A 22,693-nucleotide genomic window follows, 5' to 3' on the forward strand; every position below is an offset into this window, starting at 1 on the left:
GCCTGTTTTGACGCGTTGCTCGCGGATGCCGGGAGGTCAAGGCTCGGTGGTGGAGTGTGGCTGGGCTGGCGCCCGGGTTGTTGACCTGCAGGTTTGTGGTGACACGGCAAGGTCGTTGTCGCGGTCGTGGTCAGGGGGTGTTGTTGTCGGGGCTGCGCGGGTTGTGAGGGGAAGATTAGGTGCGTTGAACGCCAACGCTAGGAACTCAGGGTTCGGGCCTTGGTCGAGTCTTGACCAGGTACGGGCGGTTGACCTGCGAATATCTGGCACCTGACGTGGGTAGGTCGGTATTGGGAGCGGCCGTTCGGGTGAGTGTTGCAGGCATTGCGTGTTATTCGGGTGTGAGGGCCGAGTTGGGTGCGTTGAACGCCGTGAAGGTGACCTTCGCGGCATGGTATCCCGTGGTTGGTGGGGCTGGTGTGATATGTGTGGCCAGCGAGGTGACCTGATGTCCTTTGTGGACGTTGAGGTGCTCGAAAGCGGCTCGCATGTGGACTTGTTTGAGGTCCTGGGCGCGGGTATTCAACGCGTCAGGGGAGGCCCTCGTGCGTCTAACGCCGCGAGGGTAAGAAGACCTTCACGGCATCGCGCCCCGTAGGTGAAAGTATCGCCTGGAGCGATTGACTTGATCGGAAATCATCGCTTTTCACGATGTCATGCCCGGCCTAGTACGGCAGCAGCCATTCGTTAGCTGACCTGGGTGATCTTGATGTCGCGGGCGAGTCTGGCGCGTTTGTGGAACCAGCGTGATCGTGCTTGATGCCTGCGGCGCCAGTTCACCCAGTGGGTTGCGTGTCCAGGTGGTCGGGGTGTGGTGGTGCCGGCGATCAGATGCTTGATTTCGGGGATGGTGAGCGGGATCAGGCCGGGATCAGCGGGTGGGAGCTGGTCGGGGTGTAGGGGTTCGGGGGCTTGACTGTCGGTGCGGTCGCGGAGCAGTGCGGCGGTGACCGCGCAGACCGCAAGAGCGGCGCATACAAGCACGGCGTGTCGGGCGATCGCGGTGTAGAGCCTGACCTGAGCCTGGTCCAGGCCGAAACAGTCTTTGCCGAACTCGAATCCTTCCTCGACAGGCCAACGCAGCCCGGCGGCGCGGATCAGCCGGGTCTTGGTGAGCAGTGCGCTTTCGGGCACGTAGCAGTAGTGGAAGGCCAACTCGCCGGTGCGCAGGTGTTTGCGGATGAGGAGGTAGTGGCGGGCCGAGTTGGTGGCGATCCAGGCCCAGGCATACCACCGGTCGCCTTTGGAGCCCTTGCCGGCCGAGCGGATTTCCCACTGTCGCTCGCGTTTCAGCAATGTCTTCGTGGCCTGGTCGCAGGACAGCTCCATGCCGCTGGACAGGATGATCCGGAAGTTCTTCTGAACCCGCAGCACATAGGCTTGCTTGTCGGCCTCGAAGTGGGCCCGCAACTCGGTGCAGCTGCCGTAAACCTCGTCCCCGCAGTAGAAATCAGGCCGGAACCCGTCCGCGGCCACCGTCGTGCAGATGTCGATGGCCAACTGTCCTTTGGTGCGGAACGTCAGATCCAGGGGAAGCGCCGAGCGCAGCGACGTCACCGGGTCGCTGATGTGCTCTTCGGGAATCCACTGTTGGAACCCGATCAACGCATGCCCGACACCTTCGCGCACATAGGACAGGTGCACCGTGTTGATCCCGTTCTCCACCCGACCCGCGCAGCCCAGATGCTGCCGTTTGACACCCGCGGTGGCTTCACCTTTCTTCTGCTGCCCCGTCTCATCCAGCGCCCCGATCACCAACTTCCCGCGCCGGCGCCCGCCCTTGCGGGCCGCTTCCTCCAACCCGGACACCGCGAACCGCCGGATCTGCGCCATCGCCTCGGCCTCGTCCCACACCGCCCGGTTCAGCAGCCGCTGCGTCCGATCCGGTGTCCGGTCCCCGACATACTCAGCGATGGTCCAGCCGTTCCGTTTCGGCAGCTCGCTTGTCACCGCCCGCACGTACTTACGCGCCTGCACGAACGGCTCGATCCGCCGAAAACACGAACGCAGCCGTTCGGACAGCTCACCCAGTTTCCGCCCAGCCAACCGAGCACCTATCCTGGCAGCCGCAGCCGCCTGCGATCCTGTAGTTCTCACAAACACATGATCAACAGGCGGCTGCCCCATGTCGCCACCGGCCCCAGCTACACATCCCCACAGGTCACAACCCGAATGGCTGCTGCCGTACTAGCGTGAAGTTCATGAACCTTTCGCACGGCGAGAAGACCGTCCAGATCAACGGTGTCGAACTCTGCTTCGAGACCTTCGGAAACCCGGCGGACCCGGCGATCCTGTTCATCGATGGAGCGTCGGCCTCCATGCTGTGGTGGGAAACCGAGATGTGTGAACAGATCGCGCACGGTGGCCGGTTCGTGATCCGCTATGACAACCGGGACACCGGCAAGTCCACCAGCTATCCGCCTGGCCAGCCCGGTTACGCCTACACCGACCTGGCCGCTGACGCGCTCGGCATCCTTGACACACTGGGCATCGAGCGTGCGCATATCGTCTGCCGGTCGATGTCCGGCGGAATCGGGCTGATCATCGGCGTGGACCACCCCGACCGGGTGCAGTCTCTGACCTTCGTCTCCACCTCCACAGGTGAAGAAGGACTCCCGGCCGCCGAAGGGCTCACCTTCCCCGAAGAACCAGACCTCACCGATTCCCAAGCCGTAGTGGACTACGTTGTCGCATCGGCAAAGGCGTGCTCTGGCGGCTCGCCCTACTTCGCCGAGACCGCCACGCGTGCCCTGGTCGAGCGGGACGTGGCCCGAGCGAGGAACATGGCGTCCACTTTGGGAAACCACTACGCGATGAGTTTCGACGGTTCGTCCCGCGATTTCAGCGCTGTCAAAGCATCAACCTTGGTAGTGCACGGCGACCACGACCCGGTTTGCCCGCTCCCACACGGGCACGCGCTGCACAAAGCGATTCCGGGCGCCAAGCTGCTGGTCCTCGAAGGCGCCGGGCACGACCTGCCGAAGCCCCTGTGGGATGTCTTCGTCCCCGCCTTGCTCCGGCATACGGAAGGTTAGGAGCCGCAGCGTCCGGGTATACCGGTCAAAACGGTGTATCGATTGGAGAAGCGACCATGGCTGGGTTGATGGATCGGATCAAGAACTTTTTGCGCAGCCCCAAGGGCCAACAGATGACGGACAAAGCGCGCGAGATGGCGAAGGATCCGCGCAACCAGGAGCGCGCCCGTCAGGCTGCCGACAAACTTCGCGGTAAGCGCCAGTGACCCGCAAGCAGGTCACTGGCGTCAGCCGGTCAGGAGTGCGGGCACGTGTGCCGGTACTCCTCGATGAGTGAACTCGGTTGCGGTGGCGGGCAGAGGAACTGCTCGTAGCGGGTGTCGTTGTCGATGAACCGCTTCAACCACGAGATGCTGTACTTCGCGATCGTGGTGTTGCTTGATGTCGGCGCCGAATGCCCGGCGTTGTTGAGTTCAAGATATGCCTTGTCCGGTGTGGACGTCAGGCTTTGGTAGAACGGCTCGGAATGCGCGCTGACCGATGCTGTCGAGTCGTTCTCCGCGCCGACGATGAGCGTCGGAACCGTTACCGTTGACCAGTTCTTGGTCGTATGCCAGCCGGTGAGGGGGATGGCCGCTTGGAGGGCCGGGCGGTTTGCCGCCGCGCGCAGGCTTCCGCCGCCGCCCATCGAGTGGCCCATCACGCCGAGCCGGGTGCCGTCGATCCGGGTTCGGACCGAACTCGTCTGCACCAGATAGTCCAGTGCCGCAAGCAGTTGCGCGCCGCGCTGGTCTGGTTGGTCGAGTGTGGACAGTGTGTCGATGGTGATCACCACGAACCCTTGTGAGGCCAGCCGTGGGCCGTACCAGGCGACGCTGGTCTGGCGCGCGGTGAAACCAGGGGAGATCGCGATGGCACCGAACGTGCCCTCACTGGTGGGCGTCGGATAGTAGATCGTGCCGCCGCCGAACCCGCGGACGGCGCTTGCCGCCACAGTGGTCTGCGCGATTTCGAACGGTCCGCGCGCCGCCTCGATACTGGCGACGGTAGGAGCGGGACCGCGTTCGTAGGGATTGGCGGCCGCCTGTGCTTGCGCCGGGCTGACCAGCGTGGCGATCGCCAATGTGAGCAGGGTGAACAGGCTGCGAGTATGCACGTATTCGTACACCTCTTAGGTCGCAGGGAGACCAAAGCCTCCTCAGGTTACCGGTCGGTAGGCCTCGGCCGGAAGCGACGAACGTAGGATAAAGGCGTGCCGAAAAACGGAAATCGCGGGATTCTGCGATTTCCGTTCATTGTTTGACAGGTCGTTGTTTTTCTCGTTACGGTCGATTCATCGTCAAACCTTTCCGCAGGCAGGTGCTTTCATGGTCGATCGGCGGAGAATGCTCATGCTCGTCGGCCAAGGGGTGTCCAGTGTCGGTGACGGCATGTGGTTCACCATCTGGGTCATCTATCTGACCAGGGTGATCGGTTTTCCTGTCGTCGAGGTTGGAATTGTCACGGTGGTTGGCGGAATTGCCGGTATCGTGCTTTCTTATCCCTGTGGAATGGCGGCGGACCGGTTCGGTGCACGGTCGACGTTTGTCTTTCTCGTCGCCGTCCGCAGCGTCGCGATGCTGGCCTTCTGCTTCGTCACTGACTTCGTCGGCCTGCTCGTGGTGGCCGTCTGCTTCATGGGAACGCAGAGCGGAGCAGCCGGAGTCCGGACCAGCATGGTCTACCGGATGTTCGACGAGCCGGACCGGTTGGCCGTGCTGGCGCAAACCAGGGTCGTGCAACACATCGCCTACGCGGTGGGCGCCGGGCTCGGTGCGGTGATCCTTGCGGCGGACCAGTTCTATTACGCGGCACTGGTATTGAATGCGTTCACTTTCGCCGTACTCGCTGTCCTGTCGATGGCGCTGCCGCGCGACACGCCTCCGCAAGCCAAACCGAGGGCTCGCGGGGCATTGCGCGATCCGTCCTATGTGGCCGTCATGCTGACCACCGCGATCCCGGCGCTCTGCTGGGCGATGCTGTCCACCGGGATTCCACTGTGGATCCTGTCGCGCACGGCGGCGCCTGGCTGGTTGTCTGCGGTCATCGTGCTGAACAGTTCCGTTGTCATCGCTTGCCTTCAGGTCCCAGTGACCGCTCGCGCGTCGAGCGTGAGGTGGTCGGGACGGGCCGCCGCGCTTGCCGCTGTTCTGCTCGCTGTGTCATGTCTGCTGTTCGCGTCCGCGGCGGGGTTCGGGACGGGCCTCGCGGTGGCTGTGCTTGTCTTGGCGGGCTTGGTGAATGTGGCAGGCGAGTTGTACTTTGTCGCTGCGCGTTGGGGACTTGCCCTTGGGCTGATGGACGGCCGTCACGCGGGCCGATATCAAGGGGTCGCTGCTGCGACTGAAGCGCTTGTGATGGCAGTTGGCCCAGGGATTGTCGCCGCCGCGGTGACGGCACCGGGGATCTCCGGATGGCTCGTGCTGGCCGGAGTGTTCACCGCGACCGCGGCGGCGACGCCGCCGTTGGTCAGCTGGGCACGGCGTTCGCGGTCAACGAGCGACGCGGTGCGGTGATCGAAGGCTGTACTGCCTGCTCCACCAACTCGCTGAGCAGGTCTGGATACGAGATACCCGCGTGCTGTGCCATCAACGGATAGGTGCTCGACGGTGTCATGCCAGTGATCGTGTTGATCTCCAGCAGCAGTGGCTGTCCGTCGTCGGGCACAAGGAAGTCGAATCGGCCATAGCCGGTGAACCGGTACCGTTCGTACAGATCACTGGCCAAGGCCGCCAGCCGGTCCGTGGCCTGGTCGCTGACCCTTGCCGGGATGTGGAAATGGATTCGGGAGCGGTCGGTGCCGTACTTCGTTTCATGGTCGAACCACGTTTGCCCGTCCCGGAAATCCAGTTCCAATGTGGGCAGTACGCGATAGTCGCTCCAGTGTCCCAAGATGCCGACCTGCACCTCGGTACCGTGCACGAACCGTTCGACAAGGACCCGATCGTCCAACGCGAACGCCATCTCCAGTCCAGCTGCGATCTCGGCCCTGCTCGTCGTCACGCTGACGCCGACGCTCGACCCGTGCCGTGCCGGCTTGATCACGGCGCGGGTCCCCAGCCTGGCGATCAGATCCGCGATGACCCGATCTTCCATGTCCAGGTAGCGTGGACGGTTGACACAGACGAAGTCCGGCGTCGGGATCTGGTGGATCTGGAACTGCCACTTGGACAACACCTTGTCCATGAAGATGGCCGACGTGTCGACCTTCGGCCCGGTGTACGGAACACCGTGCGCCTCAAGCAAACCCTGGACGATTCCGTCCTCGCCACCGATGCCGTGCAGCACAAGCAAAGCCGCGTCGATCTGGGCCAGTGCCTCCGACGGGGTGGTTGTCCGCACGCCTTCGTCGGTGTGCACCGACCACAGGTGGTCGGTCCGGATCTCGATCGCGATCGGGTCGTACGCCGACCGGTCGATGTACCGCATCACCTGCTGTGCGCTGCTGACCGAGACGTCCCGCTCGCTCGACCAGCCCCCGTGCAACACGCCGAGTCGAAGTTTCATCGTCATCCCCTCAGAATCGTTGTGTGACTTCAGATCGTGGGGTGCGCTTGGCACAGATAGCGCACATATTCGGTGAGCGCGGTGCGCACGTGACCGTTGCTGGCGGGATCGACCGCGGACGCGAGGACCGCGCAGATCTTCCCGATCAGCTCGCCAACCCGGTCCGCGGGCACGTCACGCAAGGCGATCTCGTTGGTGCCAAGGCGAAGTCCACTGGCCACAGTGGCCGGTCGTGGATCGCCCGGAATGCGGTTGCGGTTGACGAGCACATCGCAGTCACTGAGCAGATCCTCGGCCAGCTTGCCGGTCAAGTGCTCGTGCGGCCGCAGGTCGACCATGACCATATGCGTATCCGTGCCGCCCGTGACGACCGGGAAGCCTTGTCCTGTCAGCTCTTTGGCCACAACATCGGCCAGGTAACGGATCCGGGCACCCCATTCGGCGAACTCCGGTGTGGCTGCCTGCCGGAGCGCGACAGCTTTCGCCGCGATGCTCGCGAAGTTCGGCGTGCCTTGGAATCCGGGGAACACCGCACGGTCGATCAGCCCGCGTACCGTGCCCTTCGAATCGCGCAGGCGCTCGCCCGCGCGCTCACCGAACAGGATCAGGCCGCCTCGAGGACCGCGCAGTTGCTTGTACGTGCTGGTCGTCGTGAAGTGTGCGTGGTCGATCGGGCTCGCGTGGTGCCCGCTCACGACCAGCCCGCTGATGTGGCTGATGTCGGCGAGCAGATAGGCGTCCACCTCGTCCGCGATCGCGCGGAACCGGGCGAAGTCGATGGCACGCGGATACGAACTCGCGCCACAGATGATCATCCTCGGCTGGATTTCCCTGGCAGTACGGCGAATCTCGTCGTAGTCCAGCCAGCCGTCCGGCGTGACACCGTAGTGCGTGACGTCGAAATACCGGCCGGTCACCGAGGCGGACGAACCGTGGGTGAGGTGACCGCCAGCGTCGAGGTCCATGCTCAGCACCCGGTCACCGGGATTGAGGACCGAGAAAAGGATGGCCAGGTTGGCCGACGATCCCGAATGCGGCTGCACATTGGCGTGCTCGGCCTTGAACAGCTCAGTGGCACGCGTGATCGCGAGCTCTTCGAGGGCGTCGGCGTTTCTGGCGCCGGAATGGAACCGCCTGCCTGGATATCCTTCGGCGGTGACCGCGCCGAAGTGGGTTCCTTCGGCCAGCAGCGTGCCAGGGTGTGCCGGACTCGACGAGGCCACCAGGCTCACGGTCGTGTTCTGGTACGTGGATTCTTCGACCAGCAGCCGGGCCAGTTCGCGGTCGTGCGCCGACAAGTGCTGCCATGCCTGTGAAAGCGTTTGGTCGTACTGTTCGACCATGATGTCGACGAACGGGGTTGTGATCGTCACTTGCTGATTCCTCCCAGATACAGCGCGAATTGAGCGAGAAGCGCGGATGTGAAGAACGAACCGGCGAACACGAGGAATGCGACGATGACAGCGCGCCAGCTCAGCGTCCGAAGCACCTTGAGCTGACGGGCGGTCACGACGAGCCCAGCCCAGCCGAGCGCGACCGTCGCGAGAGCCATAATGTCCACACTGGACATAAGTTGGGTCATTGTTCCTGACCAAGGCAACCAGGGCGCGGTAAAGAGCGCGCCGATCACCGCGGCCCACAAAACGCCTGGCATGTAACGGGATGTGCGTCTTCCGAGTGTCGTCGCTGACATCGCGGTCGCCAGTAGCACAATCAATCCGACCAGTTGCGACGCCGACGGACCCGTCTTCCATGCTGATACGACTGCCACGCAGATAAAGGCCGCCGCGGCGAGGAACAATGGCCGGGGGATGGCTCGCGCTGAGTTCTCTACAGCCTGGGGCGCAGCGGCCTGCGTACGTGGTCGGCGCGAGAATCTTTCCAGTACGGGAAGAACCACGAACGCGCCGAGCACAATTGTGGTCACGTAAGTGAGTACGTCGCTTGCCGTGGCCAACGCGATGACGTCGTCCTGGCTCAGGTCGTGACTGTTGTGTGCCAACGAACCCGCGCACGACATGGTCATTCCGCCGCTTCCGACACCGCATGCCATGGCCAACGCGGTCGTGCTGAAGATCGGGATCGCGGCACCCAGTCCGGCCAGCACGGAAAAGAACAGCGAGCCGAACAGCGTGCCGCAGATGTAGGTGGCCAGGACGCCCGAACCTTCCGGCCCGCCGATGCCGTAACGCTCGGAGATCAACGCGATGCTCGGTTCCCGCCCGATGGAAAACGTCGCGCCGATGGCAGCGCGCTGGAACCCGAGCATCATGGCTACGGGGAAGGCAAGCAGCGCGGTGCCGATCTTGCCGAGGCTCTGCAGCAACACGGCGGGCCCGGCCTCGATGATGATCGGCAACGCCGCGCCGAGCACGGTCCCCGCACGCGCGACGAAGATCACCGCAAGCAGTTGCAGCACTGCGCCTGCGATGGGCCACAATCTGCTCGCAGCGTCGGGACGCACTGCCCCGATCCCGAGATTCGTGATCAGCGTGGCGACGAAGGCGAAGAACAATGGCAGCAGCACAAGCGAGAACGAGCCAAGCTTGAATTCCTGTGCGCCCAACGTCTCAGCGCAGACGCAAACCGCCGTGACGCCAAGGCCGAGGAGGAGGATCTGGGTGGTGCCCGACTGGGTTGTGCTGGTCTTCACTTCGTGGCCCCGGACTTCCGCAGTACGACGATGTGGTTGTCGCTTGTGGACGTGAACTCTGCCTCGTTCCAGTCCGAGTACTCTTCTGCGACAACGAGTCCGGCGCGATCTGCGAGCAGGTGCAGCTCTGCTGGCCAGAGGTAGCGCATCGTCACCGGACGCGTCGATATCTGTCCATCTGACACGCTCATGTGGATGTTGCGCAGGATCTGCTCGTGCAAGCTGATCGTGCCCGCGGTCAATTCCGCTGACACCGCACCGACTTCCCGTACGGACAACCTGCTGTCGTCGCGCCCGTACGCGCGGACGAGCCAACTCGCAGCCGTGTTTTCAAGCAGCACAAGCCCATTCGGGTTCAGGTATTCCGCAGCGCGGCAGAGGGCCGCTTGCTGCGCCTCCTGGGTGTGCGTGTGATAGAGCGTGTTGTAGATGCAGATGACCGCGTCGAACGTGCCGAGGTCATGTGGTTCGGTGAAGGTGCCTTCTACCAGGGTCATCCGTTGTGACTCCGGCTGTCCTGCCAGCCGGGCTAGCATGTCACCGCTGAGGTCGATTCCGGTGATCTGAAATCCATTGCGGCTCAATGGAATGGCCAGCCTGCCCGTACCGATGCCGAATTCCAGCACCCGGCCTGCCCGCAGGACGCGGTCGGCGACGAATCTCGTCAATGGCGCGTCGTCCGCTATGTGGGGCGCCCGCTCGTCGTACTGAGGTGCGTGGATGGCGAATTCGTCCCGGACACGGTGGATGAACTGGTTGAAGTCGTTTCTGCGCACCACGGGCAGTCGGGGTCCTTGTCGAATTGGTCGATTGTGGTTTCGTAGGTCCGCAGGGACACGCCGTATCGCTTGCCGATCAGCGCGGGCTCCGCGTATCCGCTTGCCAAGGTCAACGCCTCGTTCGCGGCGAGCCCCGCGATCGCGCTGAGAGAAGGCGCGCTCTGCCAGGCATTCACCTTGCGCAGCGGGATCACCTGCACGTTGACCTTGCGCAACGCGGAAATCGTCTCGTCGACGCCCCACCACAGTTTCTGCAAGCGCGGGCGGACGCAACGCAGACACGGCCCGCTACCGTCGTTTGTGTACAGTGGCCCGACCGCGATGTCGAACGGATCTCCGGCGATCTCGAGGATCGGGATGCCGCGTTCGAACGCGACCCGGTGCACGACTTCCTCGGCAGTCCCCTTCACGAAGTGCGACTGGTTGGCCCAGCACAAGCAGACCAGCGTCGCATCCTCAAGGACACGTTCGACCTGGGCGCGGTCCGGTTCGATGAACTCCTGCACCACGTCGACGTGCACGTGCGGATTGATCCGGTTCAGCGCGGTCTTCGCGGCGAGTACTTTCGGCAGTCCGACCGACGAGTCGTCGTAGAGCACCTGGCGGTTCAAATTGGACAGTTCAACGTGGTCGGCGTCAACGACCCGGATCGTGCCGAAACCACTCAACGCGAGGTTCAACGCCATCCAGGTTCCCCAGCCGCCCATCCCGAGTACGCAGACCACTTGGGATTTCAGGCGTTCCTGGTACACGAAGCCCGGCTCGCCGTGTGTCTCATGTGCTGAGAACTGAAGTTGTTGCCGGTCATAACGTTCGATCTCGGCACTACTGAGCACAGTGGACTCGCGGGCGCCGTCGTCGAGCAGCTTCGCGGCCGCGAGCTTGTCGAGAACCGTGCGGACTTCGGCTTCGCTGACCGGATGTTCGCGTTGCAGTGCGCGGAGAATCCTTGGCAGCGTGCGGGTTCCGTCCAACAGGAGCAAGAGGTCGACGAGCGCTTGGCCTGCGTCGCGCACGATGTACGCGTGACCTGCCAGTTCGCCGATCGCTACCTGGCCGTCTGGGGTTCTGGTGATGGAGTGCGAGAGCTTCAACCGTGGCTTGACGTAGTCCATGGCTCTTTCACTGGGCTCGTAAGGGGGCGCCCGGATCGCCCGGACGCCCCCGGGCTTGTGTTCCTCGCGTGTTACGAGTTGTCGGCGAGCTCGCGGTTCTCGTAGTACATGCTCGCTTCCTCAGAAACCAGCGCGATGCGCTGCTCAATTGGCTCCAGCTCGAATTCCATCGTGCATTCGCCCTTTCTGTCGGATTTGTGCGACTCCGGCCGCGCGAACGACGTTACCGACAGGGGCAGGGGTGGACGAGAGGAATACGACTTTGTCGTACGCGGGTACTGCTAATTTCTGTCACCGGCTCGGAAAATAGAGCTGCCGAAGAATGTGGGCCGGGTCACGGGGCGGCCTCCGGGGATCATCCTACCGGTGGCTCACCGGATGCCGCCGGTCGGCGTAGAGTCGTGGGGTCGGTCCTACGAGCTGTGCCTGGGGGAACAGCAATGCGTGAGTATGTCGACCAGTTCTCGCCCGAGGTCGCGTCGGTCGTCCGTGATGTGGACAGGCGTACCCGTACCATCACCGCAGCCAACCGGTTCGAGCTGTACGACAAGCTCAGGGCGGCGATGGGTACATTGTGGACAGTGGACTCGTTCGTGGTCTCGTTGCTCAGGTCGGACAATGTGGTGATCTTTCCCTACAGTTTCGACGAGGGAAAACATCTGCCGCCGGATTTTCACACGTACGGCAGCAAGGGGTTCACGGCGTGGATGGTGCGCAACCGGCGCACGTACCGCTATCGCATGGACAACGGCAAGATCCTGCACCGCGGCTACCGGTTCGGCGACTCCGGCCGGTTGTCGAAGGACGCGGTCATCGTGCCCCTGCTCGACCAGCAAGGACACGTGTTCGGCACCGTAGCGATGTACGCCTACCTACCGAACGTTTATGACAACGAGGCTGTGGCCGCGTTCGAGTACCTCGTCAGCCAGTTGGCGAAGAACCTGCTCACCGGGGTGCGGCGCGAGCTCGGCCCGGGTTCGTCCGGCGACACGTATTCGGGTCTGCTGATCGACCTGATCGGCGACTTCACCGATGATCTTCAGCAGATGACCGGGTCGATCGATCAGATCATGGCAGGGGAGACCGACGACGTCGGCAAGCTCAAGCGGGACCTGAGTGCCTTCCAGGCGTTGTGCCGCGACGTCAACGTCAAGGCCGTCGAACTGATCGCCAGTCGCAGTGTGGATGCGGCACGGTTGATGAACCTGTTGACGCCAAAGGAAAAGACTGTCGCGTCGCTGATCGCGCACGGAATGACCAACCGCGATCTGGCAGGCAAGCTCTCCATCTCCGAGGCGACGGCGAAGACACACATCACCCGGATACTCAAGAAGTTCAACGTCCGGCAGCGTTCGGAGATCGCCGCGCGGATCTTTCCGATGGTCCAGTTCGGTGGCGCGTTCCACCTGGCGGACCCCCAGTAGACTCCGACTTGACGCATACCTGGGAACGGAGCACTGATTTTGACCGAGCGGAATTGGCCGGGCGGACCGCATTCACCCCGAATCGGCGAAGATTCGTTCTTCTGTCAGTTTCGTTGCCTCGCAGAACCGAACCTGGCCAGGCGAATGTGCGGCCCGACATCGGCTGCGATCGTGCTCGCGCACTACGGGCTGCTGGACGACAAGTGGCATTCCGGTGAGTCGTTGGCACCATTCGTGCGGCTGATCCTTGACGAACACGTGGACGGCGACGTCGAGGTGCTGCGACGTCGATACCTCACCGACGGCCAGGATCTGACCGTGACGGTCCGGCGGCTGACGCAGTCGAGCGACTGCTCGGACGGATCGCTGGTCGAACGTGCCTCTGACGTAGTTGAGTGTGGTGACCAAGCGCGGTTCCACCCCACCTTCACCATGGCAAGCGGATACGACCACAGGTTCTCGTCCGAGCTGTTCCAGCGCTTCGGGGTGGAAGCCGAGCTGCGTCACCTCGACGTCGCCGCCCTCGCGACATTGTTCGAAACCGGCGGCGTGGACTTCTTTCTGGCGTCCGTGCGTAGTGCTTTCTACGAGAGCGGACACGTTGTCGTGATCGACGGCTACCGCGACGGCGTGTTCACGGTCGTAGACCCATCGGACCCGATCTACCGCGCGTCGGTCCGGTTCTATCCGTCAGATGTGATGTCACACATGTTCAACGGTTACGGCACCGCAATCGCCGGACCTTAACGTTTGGGCCCAGCAAGGGGAACGGCGAACTTGTCGCCGCTTTTGACCATGGACAGCAAGGGTTTGGTGAGCACGGAAAGCAGCCTGGCCGCGCCGGAGCGTCCGTTGCGCCTCGCGATGTCCGGCCCGAACGCGCTCATCAACTCGACAATGCCAGGCAGCGGCCGGACGAAGAGAGTGGCCTCGGTGATCTTGCCTGCGTCATCGAGGTGGAGCAGAGCGGCCTCTTCCAGCTCCTCGTTGCGGATCTTGCCCCGGTAAACCAAAAGCCGCGTCTTCTCGTCCCCGATGTCAACGTGGAAATCAACGTCCTTGAGGTGCTTGTAGGCAACCTCGATGAGCGGGCGCAGTTCGGCATGCCCCGTGAACCTCACGCGTCGCGTCAGCGGCGAATGCAGTACGGCGTTCTCGGCGAAGTTGCTCATCGCCAGGTCCACGTCGCCTGTGAGCATGGCTCGTCGGTACCGCTCAGTCGTGGCGTTTGTCATTGAGCGTCCTCCCTGTTCTCAGTGATTTCACGCAGTCCTCGCCACAGAAGATCGGCAGTGAGCGCGACGATGTGCTCGCGCGGGATGTCCCGGTTGCGCCACCACCACGTAGCGATGGCGTTGAGCGCGCTCTTGGCAGCCTCGGCAAGAACCTCATCAGCCCGGTCGCGCTCAATCTCAACCGACAGGTTCAGCCTCGGCACAAGCCGGAAGAGACCCGCGAGCTGCTCGGTCGCCCGTTTTTGCCCGCGTTGGTGCGCCTGCGCGACAACCTCATCACTCGGCGCCTCGCCGAAGATCATCCGCCAGGCAAGCTCGTTGTGCTCGATCCATGCGTAGATCGCTCGAACCCGATCATGAAGCAAGTCATACGCGCCAACCCGTTCCGTCGGTGCGGACCAGTCGTCGATCAAGGAATTAACCTGCTGCTCCAGCAAAGTCGCGTACAGGTCGGCCTTGGAGGCGAAGTGGTCGTAGAGCACCGGTGTGCTGATTCCGGCCCTTGTCGCGACTTCACGCATCCCTGCTGCGGCGTACCCGGTTGTGGCGAACACCTCTGCCGCCGCGGCAAGGATCTGCTCTCGTCGTTGTTGCTTGCTCATCCGCTTACCTGACATCGGTTAGGTACGGTATCACGGAACCTAACGACTGTCAGGTTGTCGTGGTCAGGACCTCTCCAATTGGGCCGAAACCCATGCGGTCGAGGGCTGCGGCAACGCCACGATGAGGCGGTCGTCATGGCCTGCTAATGGTGTGTCTCGGAACGTTGTCGCGTTTGTGCGGCGGAGCCGGTCTCTGTTAGCCAGGATCAATCCGAGGTGGTCCGAGTGGCCCCGAACGAGGCATTTCCCCAGCGGGAGGGCCACCTCCTGCGTCGTCCGGCGCTGGTCACGCCCGCGACTGTTCGCGAGGGCCGAGTTAGCGGCGTCCAACGCCAATGCCAGGAGTTTCAGGCTTGCTGATCGGGCGTTGCTGAACCGGTGTTCAGCTCGGTGACCTGCAGGTTTCCTTGGTGACACAGCGCGGAGGTCGCCATGGCCGCGGTCACGCTGACGTGCCACGACGCCGTGCGGGCGGTAGGCCGTTGCGAGGGGAAGATTCGTGGCGTTCAACGCCGTCAAGGTGGCCTTCACGGCATCAACGTGGGTAACAGGTGTGGTATGTGTGACAGGTGTGACTTGGGTGATGATTGATCGTCCATTATGGACAGACCGGAAGCTCGGTTACATGGTCAACGATTTGAGACGAGCCACCAGTGAGGCTTCGCCTCGGACCGCCGAGCGAGTGGCCAAGTTCGTAGTCGACTCGATTTGGCCAAGCTCACGCAGGGACTCGCGGTCATGATCGGCAGACCGCCGCCGCCCGCCGCGCCCAGTCCGAACGCTGCCAGCGATCGGTTATGCCACCCAAGTGGCTGGTCAGGCCTCTGGCTGCAAGAAATGGAGCGGGCAACCACGTTACGCAGTCTCGAAACTTGACTCAAGTGTTCAGAATCCAGATCCCAAGGCGCTACTCCGATTCGGAGACTGCGCTCCGAATCGGTGGCCCCTGACGGGGCAGCGTGACGGGCCGGGGTTGTCGGCGGACCTACTGTCCGGGAGATGGCCGATGAGTTCAGCCAACGCTACAGTGACCTGCTGACCGGTAGCTACGACTGTGTGGACCGGATCGTGCTCAACGCCTACAACCCGTTGTGTCACAACGCGGGCGGGTTCCGGGTGTGGTGGCGGCGGTGGCACGAGGATTCCGACGAGCAGTTGGACAACACCCACCTGATGCGGCTGGCCGGCCGGTTCGCTCGCCGGGTGCGGGCCTGGGCCGGCGCGCACGGGGTCCCGGTGATCGACTGCAAACGCGGGGAACGCAAACACCGGATCGCTGAAGAGTATCTGGCCACCCACACGGTGGGGACCGGGGTGTTCCTCATCCTGGTCGCCCGCGCGCCCGCGACGGTGTGGGAGGTCCACCGCTCTGCCCAGGGCGCGATCCGCGATCTCGCCAAGAAGTCCGCGTTCGTCAACCACTACTCGTTTCACATCATGGATCCGCAGTGGGGACACGTCACGGTCAAGATGTCCGGGCATCCGCCGTTCGCCGCGCAGGTGATCCTCAACGGACACGAGTACGTGGCCTGCCGAGCACGAACGACCGGGATCGGGTTCACTAAGAGTTCCTAACAGAAGGTTTTGACGTGTCGGTAGCAGATCACGCATGTGGCCAGACCGAGGAACGCCTCGTGGATGTCGGCGCGGCGTTCCCATCGGATACGCAGGCGCCGCATCCCGTGGTACCACGCGATTGTGCGCTCCACGACCCACCTGATCGCGCCGAGCCCGGAGCCGTGTTCCCTTCCACGCTCGGCGATCTGTGGGTCGATGCCCATACCGCGCAACTCACCACGGTGTTGGGCAGAGTCATAGGCGCGGTCGGCGTAGAGCTCGTCGGGGCGGCGGCGAGGACGCCCGCGCCTGCCCCGCACTGGCGGGATTGCCTCGACCAGCGGGAGGAGTTGAGTGACGTCATTGACGTTGCCACCGGTCAGGCCGACGGCCAGCGGGATGCCGCCGCCCTCGGTGATCACGTGGTGCTTGGAGCCTGGCCGGGCGCGATCGACCGGGCTCGGCCCGCTTTTGGGCCGCGGCGCGCCGCCCGCGCGTGCGAGCTGTCGATCACCGCTCGCGACCAGTCCAGCCTCCCGGCCGCGTTCAGCTCGGCCAAAAGCGCCTCGTGCAGCCGTTGCCACACCCCGGCATCGTTCCACTCCGCCAGGCGCCGCCAGCAGGTCATCCCTGACCCGAACCCCAGCTCCTGGGGCAGGAACTCCCACTGGATACCGGTGTGCAGCACGAACAAGATGCCTTGCAGGACGAGACGATCCGGCAGCCGCTTGGGGCCTGGCCGGGACAACGCGTACTCCCAGCGCGGCAACAGTGGCTCGATTCGTTCCCACAGGTCGTCGGGGACGATCCATGGCGGCTGCTCACCTTTCCTCACTCGTTTCATGATCAACGATCACGAACCTTCAGGCACCACAAGTGATAAACTTGTTAGGAACTCTAAGAGGGCATCTGATCTTAGTTAGGCAAGAATGTCTGCTTTGGGTGGATCGTTTCGCCAGGTTTGGGTGGATTCCCCGGTCAGGGTGCGGCTCATTATGTTAGTCATCGCCCAGTGGACCATCGTGCGCGACCGCTGGGGCAGGGCTTCGTAGTCGCGCGCGAGTCGGCGGTGTTGCATCAGCCAGCCCAGACTGCGCTCCACTACCCACCGCCGGGGCAACACGTGGAATCCCTTGGCAGAAGGGCGTTTGACGACCTCAACCCGGATACCCCGCTGGGCTCCATGACGGATGACTGTGTTGTTGTAGCCGCCGTCCACCCATGCCGCCGACACGGTCGGATGCGCAGCGGCGAGATGATCGAGAACCTGTTGCCCGCCAGCGGAATCCTGCACCGACGCCGCGGTCACGATTACCGCCAGCAGCAGGCCGAGCACATCGGTGGCGATGTGCCGTTTGCGGCCCTTGATCTTCTTGCCCGCGTCGATACCCTGACTGGATTCGCTGACATTGCAGGAGGTTTTCACGCTCTGCGAGTCGATGATCGCCGCCGTCGGGGCAGCAGCGCGGCCTTTCGCGACGCGGACTTGGTCACGCAACAGGTCATGCAGCGTTTCCGTTGTGCCATCGGCTTCCCACTTGGCGTAGTAGTCATAAACCGTCTTGCAGGGCGGGAAGTCGTGCGGCAGATACTCCCAGGCGATCCCGGTCCGGCACACGTACAGGATCGCGTTCACGATCTCCCGCAAGTCATGCACGCGCATCACGGTTCCCGGCCCACGCCGGGCAGCACGCCACGCCGTCAGCGTTGGCTCGATCAACGCCCAGCGAGTATCGGACAAGTCGCTGCGGTACGCACGCCGGGGCCCCACAAGTTGATCAAGGTATCAGCCGTCACCCGACACAGACATATCGCCCCAACCAAGATCAGATGCCCTCTAAGGAGGGCAACTGCTTCACCGCCGTTGCCGACCCGCAGGCTCTGGCTCAGCTCGCAGACACCTTGTCGCAATCGGCGACTGCAGGGCGGCTGGGCCAGGTCTGCGACCGGTGGATCTCTTCGGCCTGCCTGTGCTTCGGCCTCGACCTGGACGAGCAGGCCCGCAGCTGCTTCCGGTATGCCTACTCGGTCTATCAGGTCGAGTACAGCCGCAACCTGCTGTTCCAGTGCGGCGGGCGGATGGAAGACCTGTTCACCATGATGGTCGACCGCACCCGGTCCCGGCTGACCGTGCCGGTCCTACGAACCCTGTTCGGTGCCAAGCATCGCCCCCCACCTCACTCGCGCGGCCACACCACCAACGCTGGAAGTCGTGATCGAGAAACCTCGGTACGGCCTGACCTGGTTCAAGGTCCACTTTGGGCTCCTGACATTGAAGGCCTACACCAAAGGCGAACACGTCCTGCGTTTCGAGGCGACCGTGCACAACACCAAACAACTCGGCTGCGGCCGGATGCTGGACCGCTTCGGCGAGATCGTCACCAGGCTGGTCGGCATGGCCGAACGGTTCTGCACGATGCTGGACTGCGTCGATATCGGCTTCATCCCCGATGCCACGCTGGACGAGCTGCCGCTACCGTCTCAGATCGCGGCAACGCGGGTTGGCGGGGTCGATCTGAACAAGCCCAGGATCCGCGCGGCCCTGGCCGCGGTGCTTGCCCTATCGATCGCCCCTGGCGGCTTCACCGTCGCCGACGCCGCCGCCAAGGTCCGCACGATGACCGGACACGTCGACTACACAATCCGCCAGGCGGCTTATGACCTGCGCAAGTTACGCGGCAAGAGCCTGGTGCACAAGCCTGGTCGATCCCATCGCTACTACGTCTCACCCTCAGCCACCCGAATCATCACAGCCCTGCTGACGCTGCGCGAGCAGGTCATCGCCCCCATCGTCGCCGGCGTCCGCGTCCCTCGCCGCGGACGCCCACCCACCACCTGGACCCGCATCGACCGCGACTATGAAACCCTCCGCCGCGACATGCACACCCTCTTCCACGACCTCGGCATCCTCACAGACACCGTCGCGGCATAGACAACTCTTTGTCGATCCGGAATCCGCAAGTCGCTAGCCGGGGGCGACAGCTTCGACCGCGTGTTGATAGCGGACGGTTCGCGTAGGCCGAACAGGGAAGTGAAGCTGGGGCAATAAGATATGGAGAACGCTGTTCTTCGAACGTTCCGGATGGTGTCACGGCACAGTGGACGGTTGGTGCTGTCGAGTCAGCTGAGGCGAGCGCGGCGGCGCCTGAGTTTGCAGCTCCATTCTTGAGGATTTGAGGTGATCGTGAATGGATGTGTCGATGAATTCTGCTTCTCAGCAGGTGTCGAGGGTAGTCCGGACAGATGCTGGCCTGTGCGCTCTGGCAGATGCCGTTGACAGCAGACGGAGTACTTCGCGGAAGCAGGTGACTCCGATGACTGGGACGACTGGGTTTCGGACGATGAGCTCCTGATCCAGGCCATCTCCGCTGGGGCCGTCGTCCCCATTGGAGTTGGGGCGGATGGAGTCTTCGAGGTACTGATTCGCTGGAACCTCGCTGGCTCAGGGCTTACGGAGCGAGAAAGGCGCTGCGTTCTCGTCTCCTCTGAACCGTATCTTTTGACCTCGCCAGGTGTGGTCTACCTTGGCGGGCTTGAGGAGTCGGGCGACCTCCCCGGGCGGGAGACGAATCGAATCGAGCTGCCGACTGGACGTTATTCGGTCGTGGTCCATCTTGTTGACTGGAAGGCTGATCCGGGCTCAGTGGGGGAGGATGGACGCCCGCGCGAAGGTGCCTTGCCGGATTTCGTCGTGGAGGTTCATGTCGAAGCAGAGCCGGGAAAGGTCTATATAGAACCAGGTCTGTCACCTTTGAGCGGGCCTGAGGTCGTGCGCGTGGAGTGGAGGGAATCTTGGAGGTCGAGATCGACAGAGTCACGTACGTCAGCCACGAGCACCCGGTGCGCAGGGTAGACACGAACTACATAGCCATGGTTGACCTGTCCAGGTTCGAGTTGCCTGGAATGCTTGAGCAACTGTGGCTTCGGCAGGTTGACGGTGGATACGAGATTTGTTGCTTGCCTTTCTATGTGTACGGCCTCGCGTTGGGTGATGTGGTTGAGAAGAATGCGGAAGACTTTGTTACTCGGCGGGTCAAGAGTTCGGGACGGCGGGTTCTGAGAGTTCTGTTTTCTGAAGCCGGAGCTGAGGACGATAGTCGGCTTTCCTTGTGTGAGGCCATCGCCTCCGTCGGTCTGCTTAGCCCAGGTGTTTCATGTGATCCCGGGATGATCTTGTGTTGAGTCTGGTTGATCTCGCGGCGAGCGATTCGAGAGATAGGCGCGAGCATGCCGCCGACCTGCTGTCGTGTCGGCCGCTCCGGGGTCTTTCGGGTCGTCGGGACAGGGTGGACGGGTCAGGTGAACGCGGCACGGATCCTCAACCACGCCTCGGCGATGGCATCGGCGTATTTCCAGGTCCGGTCGATACGGAGGCGGACCTGCCGGGCGCTGCGGGTGATGCGGGCGGCCACGTGCAACACCAGATTGCGGAAGGTGGCGATCTCGGCATGCGCCAACTCCGGTGTGCCGGTGAACCCGAGCAGTTTGGCCCAGCACACCAGATCCGTGGCTGCCAGCAGGGTTTCCAGCCAGGCGACGTTCTCATCCCACCCCCGGCAGGGAAGGTTACGCAGCCCGGCGGCTTTGCCTTCCCGGATGCGGTCTTCGACCCGGGCGTGCTGGCGGTGGTCAAGCTCCAGCCCGGCGTTCTGACCGGGGATCACCCGCTCGGGAATGTCGGTGATGAACGCGGTGATCCGGTGCCCGTCGACGTCGGTGAACCGCAACTGCGCACCGGGATGGGGACGTTCGGCGCGCAGCAGCACCCGGGAGCCTTCCGGCCAGGCTGTCAGGTCCAGCAGGCCGGTGACCTCGGCGACCCAGGCGCCGTCCCGGATCCCGCCATCCGACTCGATCGCGGATTGCCAGCACTGGTCGGGCACCTCATCCACGATGGCCTGGATGCGGGCGTCCACGGGGAACCCGAAGGAGAACCACACCCCACGATCCCGGCACGCCGTCGCGAAGGCGTGGGTGGCGCCGGCGGAGTCCGAGCGGGCCACCACCCGCACCGTGTCCGGGTCACCCGGCCGAGGCCGGGCGTGCTCGGGCAGGGCGGCCAACGCCTGCTCCAGCACGGTGACATGATCGGCGGCGGTGTTGCTGCCCGCGTTGCCCGGACGCAGCAACCCGGCCAGGGCCTCGCCGCCGGAGACCTCCGGGCGGTCCAGAAACGCCAGCAACGGGTGAAACCCGAACGTGCGTTTCCAGGTTTTCGCCGCGTTTTGCTTGGTCTCCGCGTGCGAGATCGTGACTGTGGCGTCGAAATCGATCCGCAGCAGCTGTGTCAGGTCCGGGGTGGCGCCGGCGGCCCAGGCCCGTTCCCGTGCCGCTGCCCGCGCGGCACGCACCCTGGACAGATGGGCCGGGTCAACGCGGTCCAGCATCCGCCAGGTGGTCGGCATCGACGCGACCGGCCCGCATACCTCGTGCCGGTCGCCGAACACCTCGATGTGGGAGACACAGTCGCCGCCATCTGCGATCGCGACCGCCAGGTCGGTGAACACCCGGCCTGGCGCGTGCTGCCACCGTCCGGCATAGGTGTCGGCCAGCGCAGTGCTGATCCCGCTCACCAGCCCGGTATCCCAGGCCAGTTCCCGCAGCATTCCGACCCCGGCATGCGACACGACACCCGTACCGTCCGCGCTGACCTTGACCCGGCGGGACCGTTCGATACGCTTCATCCGCGAAGTGCCTTCCCGTTCGAGAACCTGGACCCTAGACAAGTCCCAGTTTCCCTTACAGGGCAGGCACTTCGTTCTATCTACGGCTCGTGTCGCGGCTATCCGCGTGAAACACCTGGGTTAGTGAGTCGAATGGCGACCGGCATGTCGCTATTGATGTTCCAGACGTTTCAGTGATGCAACCAGTTTATGATTCAGTTCAACGTGACATATCGAGAGGTTCAGCTTTCTGGGAATGGGTCGGCGTCAGAGAGTTTTAACGAGAATATGGTAGTGAGTAGAACATGGGTGAGGTCAGTGAGGAGCGACGGCTGACGGTGCTCGTGCTCCGCGGCCAGGTGAGAGTGATGAGCGCGCTCACCTGGCAGAGGCACTGTGACCGTACGTACCGGATCACCCTCGGCGGTCCTGATGGCCCGGTGACCGCGAGCGGGAACGACTTGTTTGAGGCGCTTCAACAGGTTCGTCTGCAACTGGAACCGCGAGGGTGGTCGATTGCGGTACACGGGGCCCGCAACGACACGTATCCGACAGGCATGATGCGCGACATGAATGGCGCGCAACGTGTGTACGTTCTTCGGCTCGGTCGGCACGTGCATCGAGCGCATCTCGTGTTCATCTTTCACGAGGCGGCCGTGGAAAGCCTTGGGACCGTGGAGGAGCAGAAGGCCTACTACCGGGACTGGCGGCTGAGTCTGAAGCGGTGACCTGTGGTGTGTCACAGGAGGTTCAGTCGGGGAGTTCTCGATTGACGACGGTGAACACCTCGTCGTCGAGGAAAGGCCTGCCTGTGTTGAGCAGCCAGCGTTCTACTGCGCGGTCCGGGTCTCGGTGGTGTGCTAGTTCGCTGCCGCGCTTGGTCCAGACGGTTCCGTTCTGGACTGTCACCGTTGCTTGTTTGAGTCGGACGATGAAGCCTCGGTAGCCGAGGGGGTTGGCTAATGGGCTGGGGGTTGCCGGGGGCAGGGCCGCCAGTTTTCCGTTGAGGATCGCAGTGTCCGCTGCTGACAGGCTCCAGGTTGGGTTTGGCCTGCCAGAGAAGATATCGAGTTCGACCCTTGCTTCTTCGGTCACCGTGACTGTGCTTCCTCCTCTTGGGACCGTTGGCTCTGGTGCTTCTCGA

The 22,693-nt window shown here is 63.4% G+C and carries 22 protein-coding genes; 9 read left to right on the forward strand and 13 right to left on the reverse strand.

Annotated features, from left to right (window positions below; all coding sequences use genetic code 11):
* Window positions 1-687 precede the first annotated feature (687 nt).
* Window positions 688-2,031: an IS701 family transposase gene (locus LWC34_RS06050; protein ID WP_443667751.1), complete on the reverse strand. Its 1,344-nt coding sequence runs from the start codon at window positions 2,029-2,031 to the stop codon at window positions 688-690.
* A 170-nt stretch (window positions 2,032-2,201) separates the two neighbouring features.
* On the opposite strand from LWC34_RS06050, the gene LWC34_RS06055 reads away from it, so the two are divergent.
* Together LWC34_RS06055 and LWC34_RS06060 are read left to right on the forward strand one after the other, a co-directional pair.
* Window positions 2,202-3,035 carry an alpha/beta fold hydrolase gene (locus LWC34_RS06055; RefSeq protein ID WP_233723487.1) on the forward strand — a complete coding sequence of 278 codons (834 nt, stop codon included), beginning with the start codon at window positions 2,202-2,204 and terminating at the stop codon, window positions 3,033-3,035.
* 56 nt (window positions 3,036-3,091) lie between these two features.
* Window positions 3,092-3,241 carry a hypothetical protein gene (locus LWC34_RS06060; protein ID WP_233723489.1) on the forward strand — a complete coding sequence of 50 codons (150 nt, stop codon included), beginning with the start codon at window positions 3,092-3,094 and terminating at the stop codon, window positions 3,239-3,241.
* A gap of 29 nt (window positions 3,242-3,270) precedes the next feature.
* Here LWC34_RS06060 and LWC34_RS06065 read toward each other — a convergent pair whose 3' ends face one another.
* Window positions 3,271-4,131 carry a dienelactone hydrolase family protein gene (locus LWC34_RS06065; RefSeq protein WP_233723491.1) on the reverse strand — a complete coding sequence of 287 codons (861 nt, stop codon included), beginning with the start codon at window positions 4,129-4,131 and terminating at the stop codon, window positions 3,271-3,273.
* Window positions 4,132-4,342: 211 nt separating this feature from the next.
* Here LWC34_RS06065 and LWC34_RS06070 point away from each other — a divergent pair, with 211 nt between their 5' ends.
* Window positions 4,343-5,530: an MFS transporter gene (locus LWC34_RS06070; RefSeq protein ID WP_233723492.1), complete on the forward strand. Its 1,188-nt coding sequence runs from the start codon at window positions 4,343-4,345 to the stop codon at window positions 5,528-5,530.
* On the opposite strand, the gene LWC34_RS06075 is transcribed toward LWC34_RS06070, so the two are convergent.
* From LWC34_RS06075 to LWC34_RS06095, 5 genes are read right to left on the reverse strand one after another with little or no spacing between them, the layout of a single operon-like run.
* On the reverse strand, window positions 5,484-6,521 hold the full coding sequence (locus LWC34_RS06075; protein WP_233723494.1) for a D-alanine--D-alanine ligase family protein: 1,038 nt from the start codon (window positions 6,519-6,521) through the stop codon (window positions 5,484-5,486). The genes LWC34_RS06070 and LWC34_RS06075 overlap by 47 nt on opposite strands.
* Before the next feature lie 29 nt (window positions 6,522-6,550).
* Window positions 6,551-7,894, reverse strand: coding sequence for a serine hydroxymethyltransferase (glyA, locus tag LWC34_RS06080; protein ID WP_233723504.1), 1,344 nt, complete (start codon window positions 7,892-7,894; stop codon window positions 6,551-6,553).
* A complete protein-coding gene (locus tag LWC34_RS06085; RefSeq protein WP_233723506.1) occupies window positions 7,891-9,174 on the reverse strand; it encodes a DUF3100 domain-containing protein in 1,284 nt (427 codons plus the stop codon). The genes glyA and LWC34_RS06085 overlap by 4 nt, the downstream gene beginning before the upstream one ends.
* On the reverse strand, window positions 9,171-9,953 hold the full coding sequence (locus LWC34_RS06090; RefSeq protein ID WP_233723508.1) for a class I SAM-dependent methyltransferase: 783 nt from the start codon (window positions 9,951-9,953) through the stop codon (window positions 9,171-9,173). The genes LWC34_RS06085 and LWC34_RS06090 overlap by 4 nt, the downstream gene beginning before the upstream one ends.
* Window positions 9,857-11,068 carry a HesA/MoeB/ThiF family protein gene (locus tag LWC34_RS06095; RefSeq protein WP_233723510.1) on the reverse strand — a complete coding sequence of 404 codons (1,212 nt, stop codon included), beginning with the start codon at window positions 11,066-11,068 and terminating at the stop codon, window positions 9,857-9,859. Before LWC34_RS06095 ends, LWC34_RS06090 begins: the two co-directional genes overlap by 97 nt.
* Window positions 11,069-11,508: 440 nt before the next feature.
* Here LWC34_RS06095 and LWC34_RS06100 point away from each other — a divergent pair, with 440 nt between their 5' ends.
* Window positions 11,509-12,492 carry a LuxR C-terminal-related transcriptional regulator gene (locus LWC34_RS06100; RefSeq protein ID WP_233723512.1) on the forward strand — a complete coding sequence of 328 codons (984 nt, stop codon included), beginning with the start codon at window positions 11,509-11,511 and terminating at the stop codon, window positions 12,490-12,492.
* A gap of 171 nt (window positions 12,493-12,663) precedes the next feature.
* Window positions 12,664-13,239 (forward strand): hypothetical protein, encoded by a 576-nt coding sequence (locus LWC34_RS06105; protein ID WP_233723514.1) that lies wholly within the window; start codon window positions 12,664-12,666, stop codon window positions 13,237-13,239.
* Here LWC34_RS06105 and LWC34_RS06110 read toward each other — a convergent pair.
* A complete protein-coding gene (locus LWC34_RS06110; RefSeq protein WP_233723516.1) occupies window positions 13,236-13,727 on the reverse strand; it encodes a nuclear transport factor 2 family protein in 492 nt (163 codons plus the stop codon). The two genes, LWC34_RS06105 and LWC34_RS06110, sit on opposite strands and share 4 nt — an antisense overlap.
* The gene (locus LWC34_RS06115) at window positions 13,724-14,329 is read right to left on the reverse strand and encodes a TetR/AcrR family transcriptional regulator (RefSeq protein ID WP_233723518.1); all 606 of its coding nucleotides are present in this window, start codon (window positions 14,327-14,329) and stop codon (window positions 13,724-13,726) included. Before LWC34_RS06115 ends, LWC34_RS06110 begins: the two co-directional genes overlap by 4 nt.
* Before the next feature lie 999 nt (window positions 14,330-15,328).
* On the opposite strand from LWC34_RS06115, the gene LWC34_RS06120 reads away from it, so the two are divergent.
* On the forward strand, window positions 15,329-15,904 hold the full coding sequence (locus tag LWC34_RS06120) for a hypothetical protein (protein ID WP_233723519.1): 576 nt from the start codon (window positions 15,329-15,331) through the stop codon (window positions 15,902-15,904).
* Here the strand turns inward: LWC34_RS06120 and LWC34_RS06125 are convergent.
* Both LWC34_RS06125 and LWC34_RS06130 read right to left on the reverse strand, forming a co-directional pair.
* Window positions 15,901-16,730, reverse strand: a protein-coding gene (locus LWC34_RS06125) for an IS5 family transposase (protein ID WP_233723282.1) whose coding sequence is annotated in 2 segments (ribosomal slippage) — window positions 15,901-16,358 and window positions 16,358-16,730 — 831 coding nt in all. Because the reading frame shifts where the segments join, the coding sequence is not laid out codon by codon here. The two genes, LWC34_RS06120 and LWC34_RS06125, sit on opposite strands and share 4 nt — an antisense overlap.
* Before the next feature lie 75 nt (window positions 16,731-16,805).
* Window positions 16,806-17,657: an IS5 family transposase gene (locus LWC34_RS06130; RefSeq protein WP_233723521.1), complete on the reverse strand. Its 852-nt coding sequence runs from the start codon at window positions 17,655-17,657 to the stop codon at window positions 16,806-16,808.
* Between the two features lie 441 nt (window positions 17,658-18,098).
* On the opposite strand from LWC34_RS06130, the gene LWC34_RS06135 reads away from it, so the two are divergent.
* Complete coding sequence (locus LWC34_RS06135; RefSeq protein ID WP_233723523.1) at window positions 18,099-18,818, forward strand: hypothetical protein; 720 nt, start codon at window positions 18,099-18,101, stop codon at window positions 18,816-18,818.
* A gap of 971 nt (window positions 18,819-19,789) precedes the next feature.
* Complete coding sequence (locus tag LWC34_RS58705) at window positions 19,790-20,068, forward strand: DUF4265 domain-containing protein (RefSeq protein ID WP_372496519.1); 279 nt, start codon at window positions 19,790-19,792, stop codon at window positions 20,066-20,068.
* A 113-nt stretch (window positions 20,069-20,181) separates the two neighbouring features.
* Here LWC34_RS58705 and LWC34_RS06140 read toward each other — a convergent pair whose 3' ends face one another.
* A complete protein-coding gene (locus LWC34_RS06140) occupies window positions 20,182-21,570 on the reverse strand; it encodes an IS1380 family transposase (protein WP_233723285.1) in 1,389 nt (462 codons plus the stop codon).
* Between the two features lie 284 nt (window positions 21,571-21,854).
* Between LWC34_RS06140 and LWC34_RS06145 the strand changes: the two genes are divergently transcribed.
* Window positions 21,855-22,277 carry a hypothetical protein gene (locus LWC34_RS06145; RefSeq protein ID WP_233723525.1) on the forward strand — a complete coding sequence of 141 codons (423 nt, stop codon included), beginning with the start codon at window positions 21,855-21,857 and terminating at the stop codon, window positions 22,275-22,277.
* A gap of 22 nt (window positions 22,278-22,299) precedes the next feature.
* On the opposite strand, the gene LWC34_RS06150 is transcribed toward LWC34_RS06145, so the two are convergent.
* Window positions 22,300-22,644: a hypothetical protein gene (locus LWC34_RS06150; RefSeq protein ID WP_233723527.1), complete on the reverse strand. Its 345-nt coding sequence runs from the start codon at window positions 22,642-22,644 to the stop codon at window positions 22,300-22,302.
* Window positions 22,645-22,693: the final 49 nt, after the last annotated feature.

The sequence above is a fragment of the Kibdelosporangium philippinense genome (assembly GCF_021390435.2).
GTDB classification, from domain to species: domain Bacteria; phylum Actinomycetota; class Actinomycetes; order Mycobacteriales; family Pseudonocardiaceae; genus Kibdelosporangium; species Kibdelosporangium philippinense.

Excerpts from the sequence above, each read along its gene's own strand:
- LWC34_RS06070 (WP_233723492.1), top strand. The coding sequence starts at position 4,343 with ATGGTCGATCGGCGGAGAATGCTCATGCTCGTCGGCCAAGGGGTGTCC.
- LWC34_RS06120 (WP_233723519.1), top strand. The coding sequence starts at position 15,329 with ATGGCCGATGAGTTCAGCCAACGCTACAGTGACCTGCTGACCGGTAGC.
- LWC34_RS06095 (WP_233723510.1), bottom strand. The coding sequence starts at position 11,068 with ATGGACTACGTCAAGCCACGGTTGAAGCTCTCGCACTCCATCACCAGA.
- LWC34_RS06100 (WP_233723512.1), top strand. The coding sequence starts at position 11,509 with ATGCGTGAGTATGTCGACCAGTTCTCGCCCGAGGTCGCGTCGGTCGTC.
- LWC34_RS06055 (WP_233723487.1), top strand. The coding sequence starts at position 2,202 with ATGAACCTTTCGCACGGCGAGAAGACCGTCCAGATCAACGGTGTCGAA.
- LWC34_RS06115 (WP_233723518.1), bottom strand. The coding sequence starts at position 14,329 with ATGAGCAAGCAACAACGACGAGAGCAGATCCTTGCCGCGGCGGCAGAG.
- LWC34_RS58705 (WP_372496519.1), top strand. The coding sequence starts at position 19,790 with ATGCTTGAGCAACTGTGGCTTCGGCAGGTTGACGGTGGATACGAGATT.
- LWC34_RS06145 (WP_233723525.1), top strand. The coding sequence starts at position 21,855 with ATGGGTGAGGTCAGTGAGGAGCGACGGCTGACGGTGCTCGTGCTCCGC.
- LWC34_RS06140 (WP_233723285.1), bottom strand. The coding sequence starts at position 21,570 with ATGAAGCGTATCGAACGGTCCCGCCGGGTCAAGGTCAGCGCGGACGGT.
- LWC34_RS06110 (WP_233723516.1), bottom strand. The coding sequence starts at position 13,727 with ATGACAAACGCCACGACTGAGCGGTACCGACGAGCCATGCTCACAGGC.
- LWC34_RS06060 (WP_233723489.1), top strand. The coding sequence starts at position 3,092 with ATGGCTGGGTTGATGGATCGGATCAAGAACTTTTTGCGCAGCCCCAAG.
- LWC34_RS06075 (WP_233723494.1), bottom strand. The coding sequence starts at position 6,521 with ATGAAACTTCGACTCGGCGTGTTGCACGGGGGCTGGTCGAGCGAGCGG.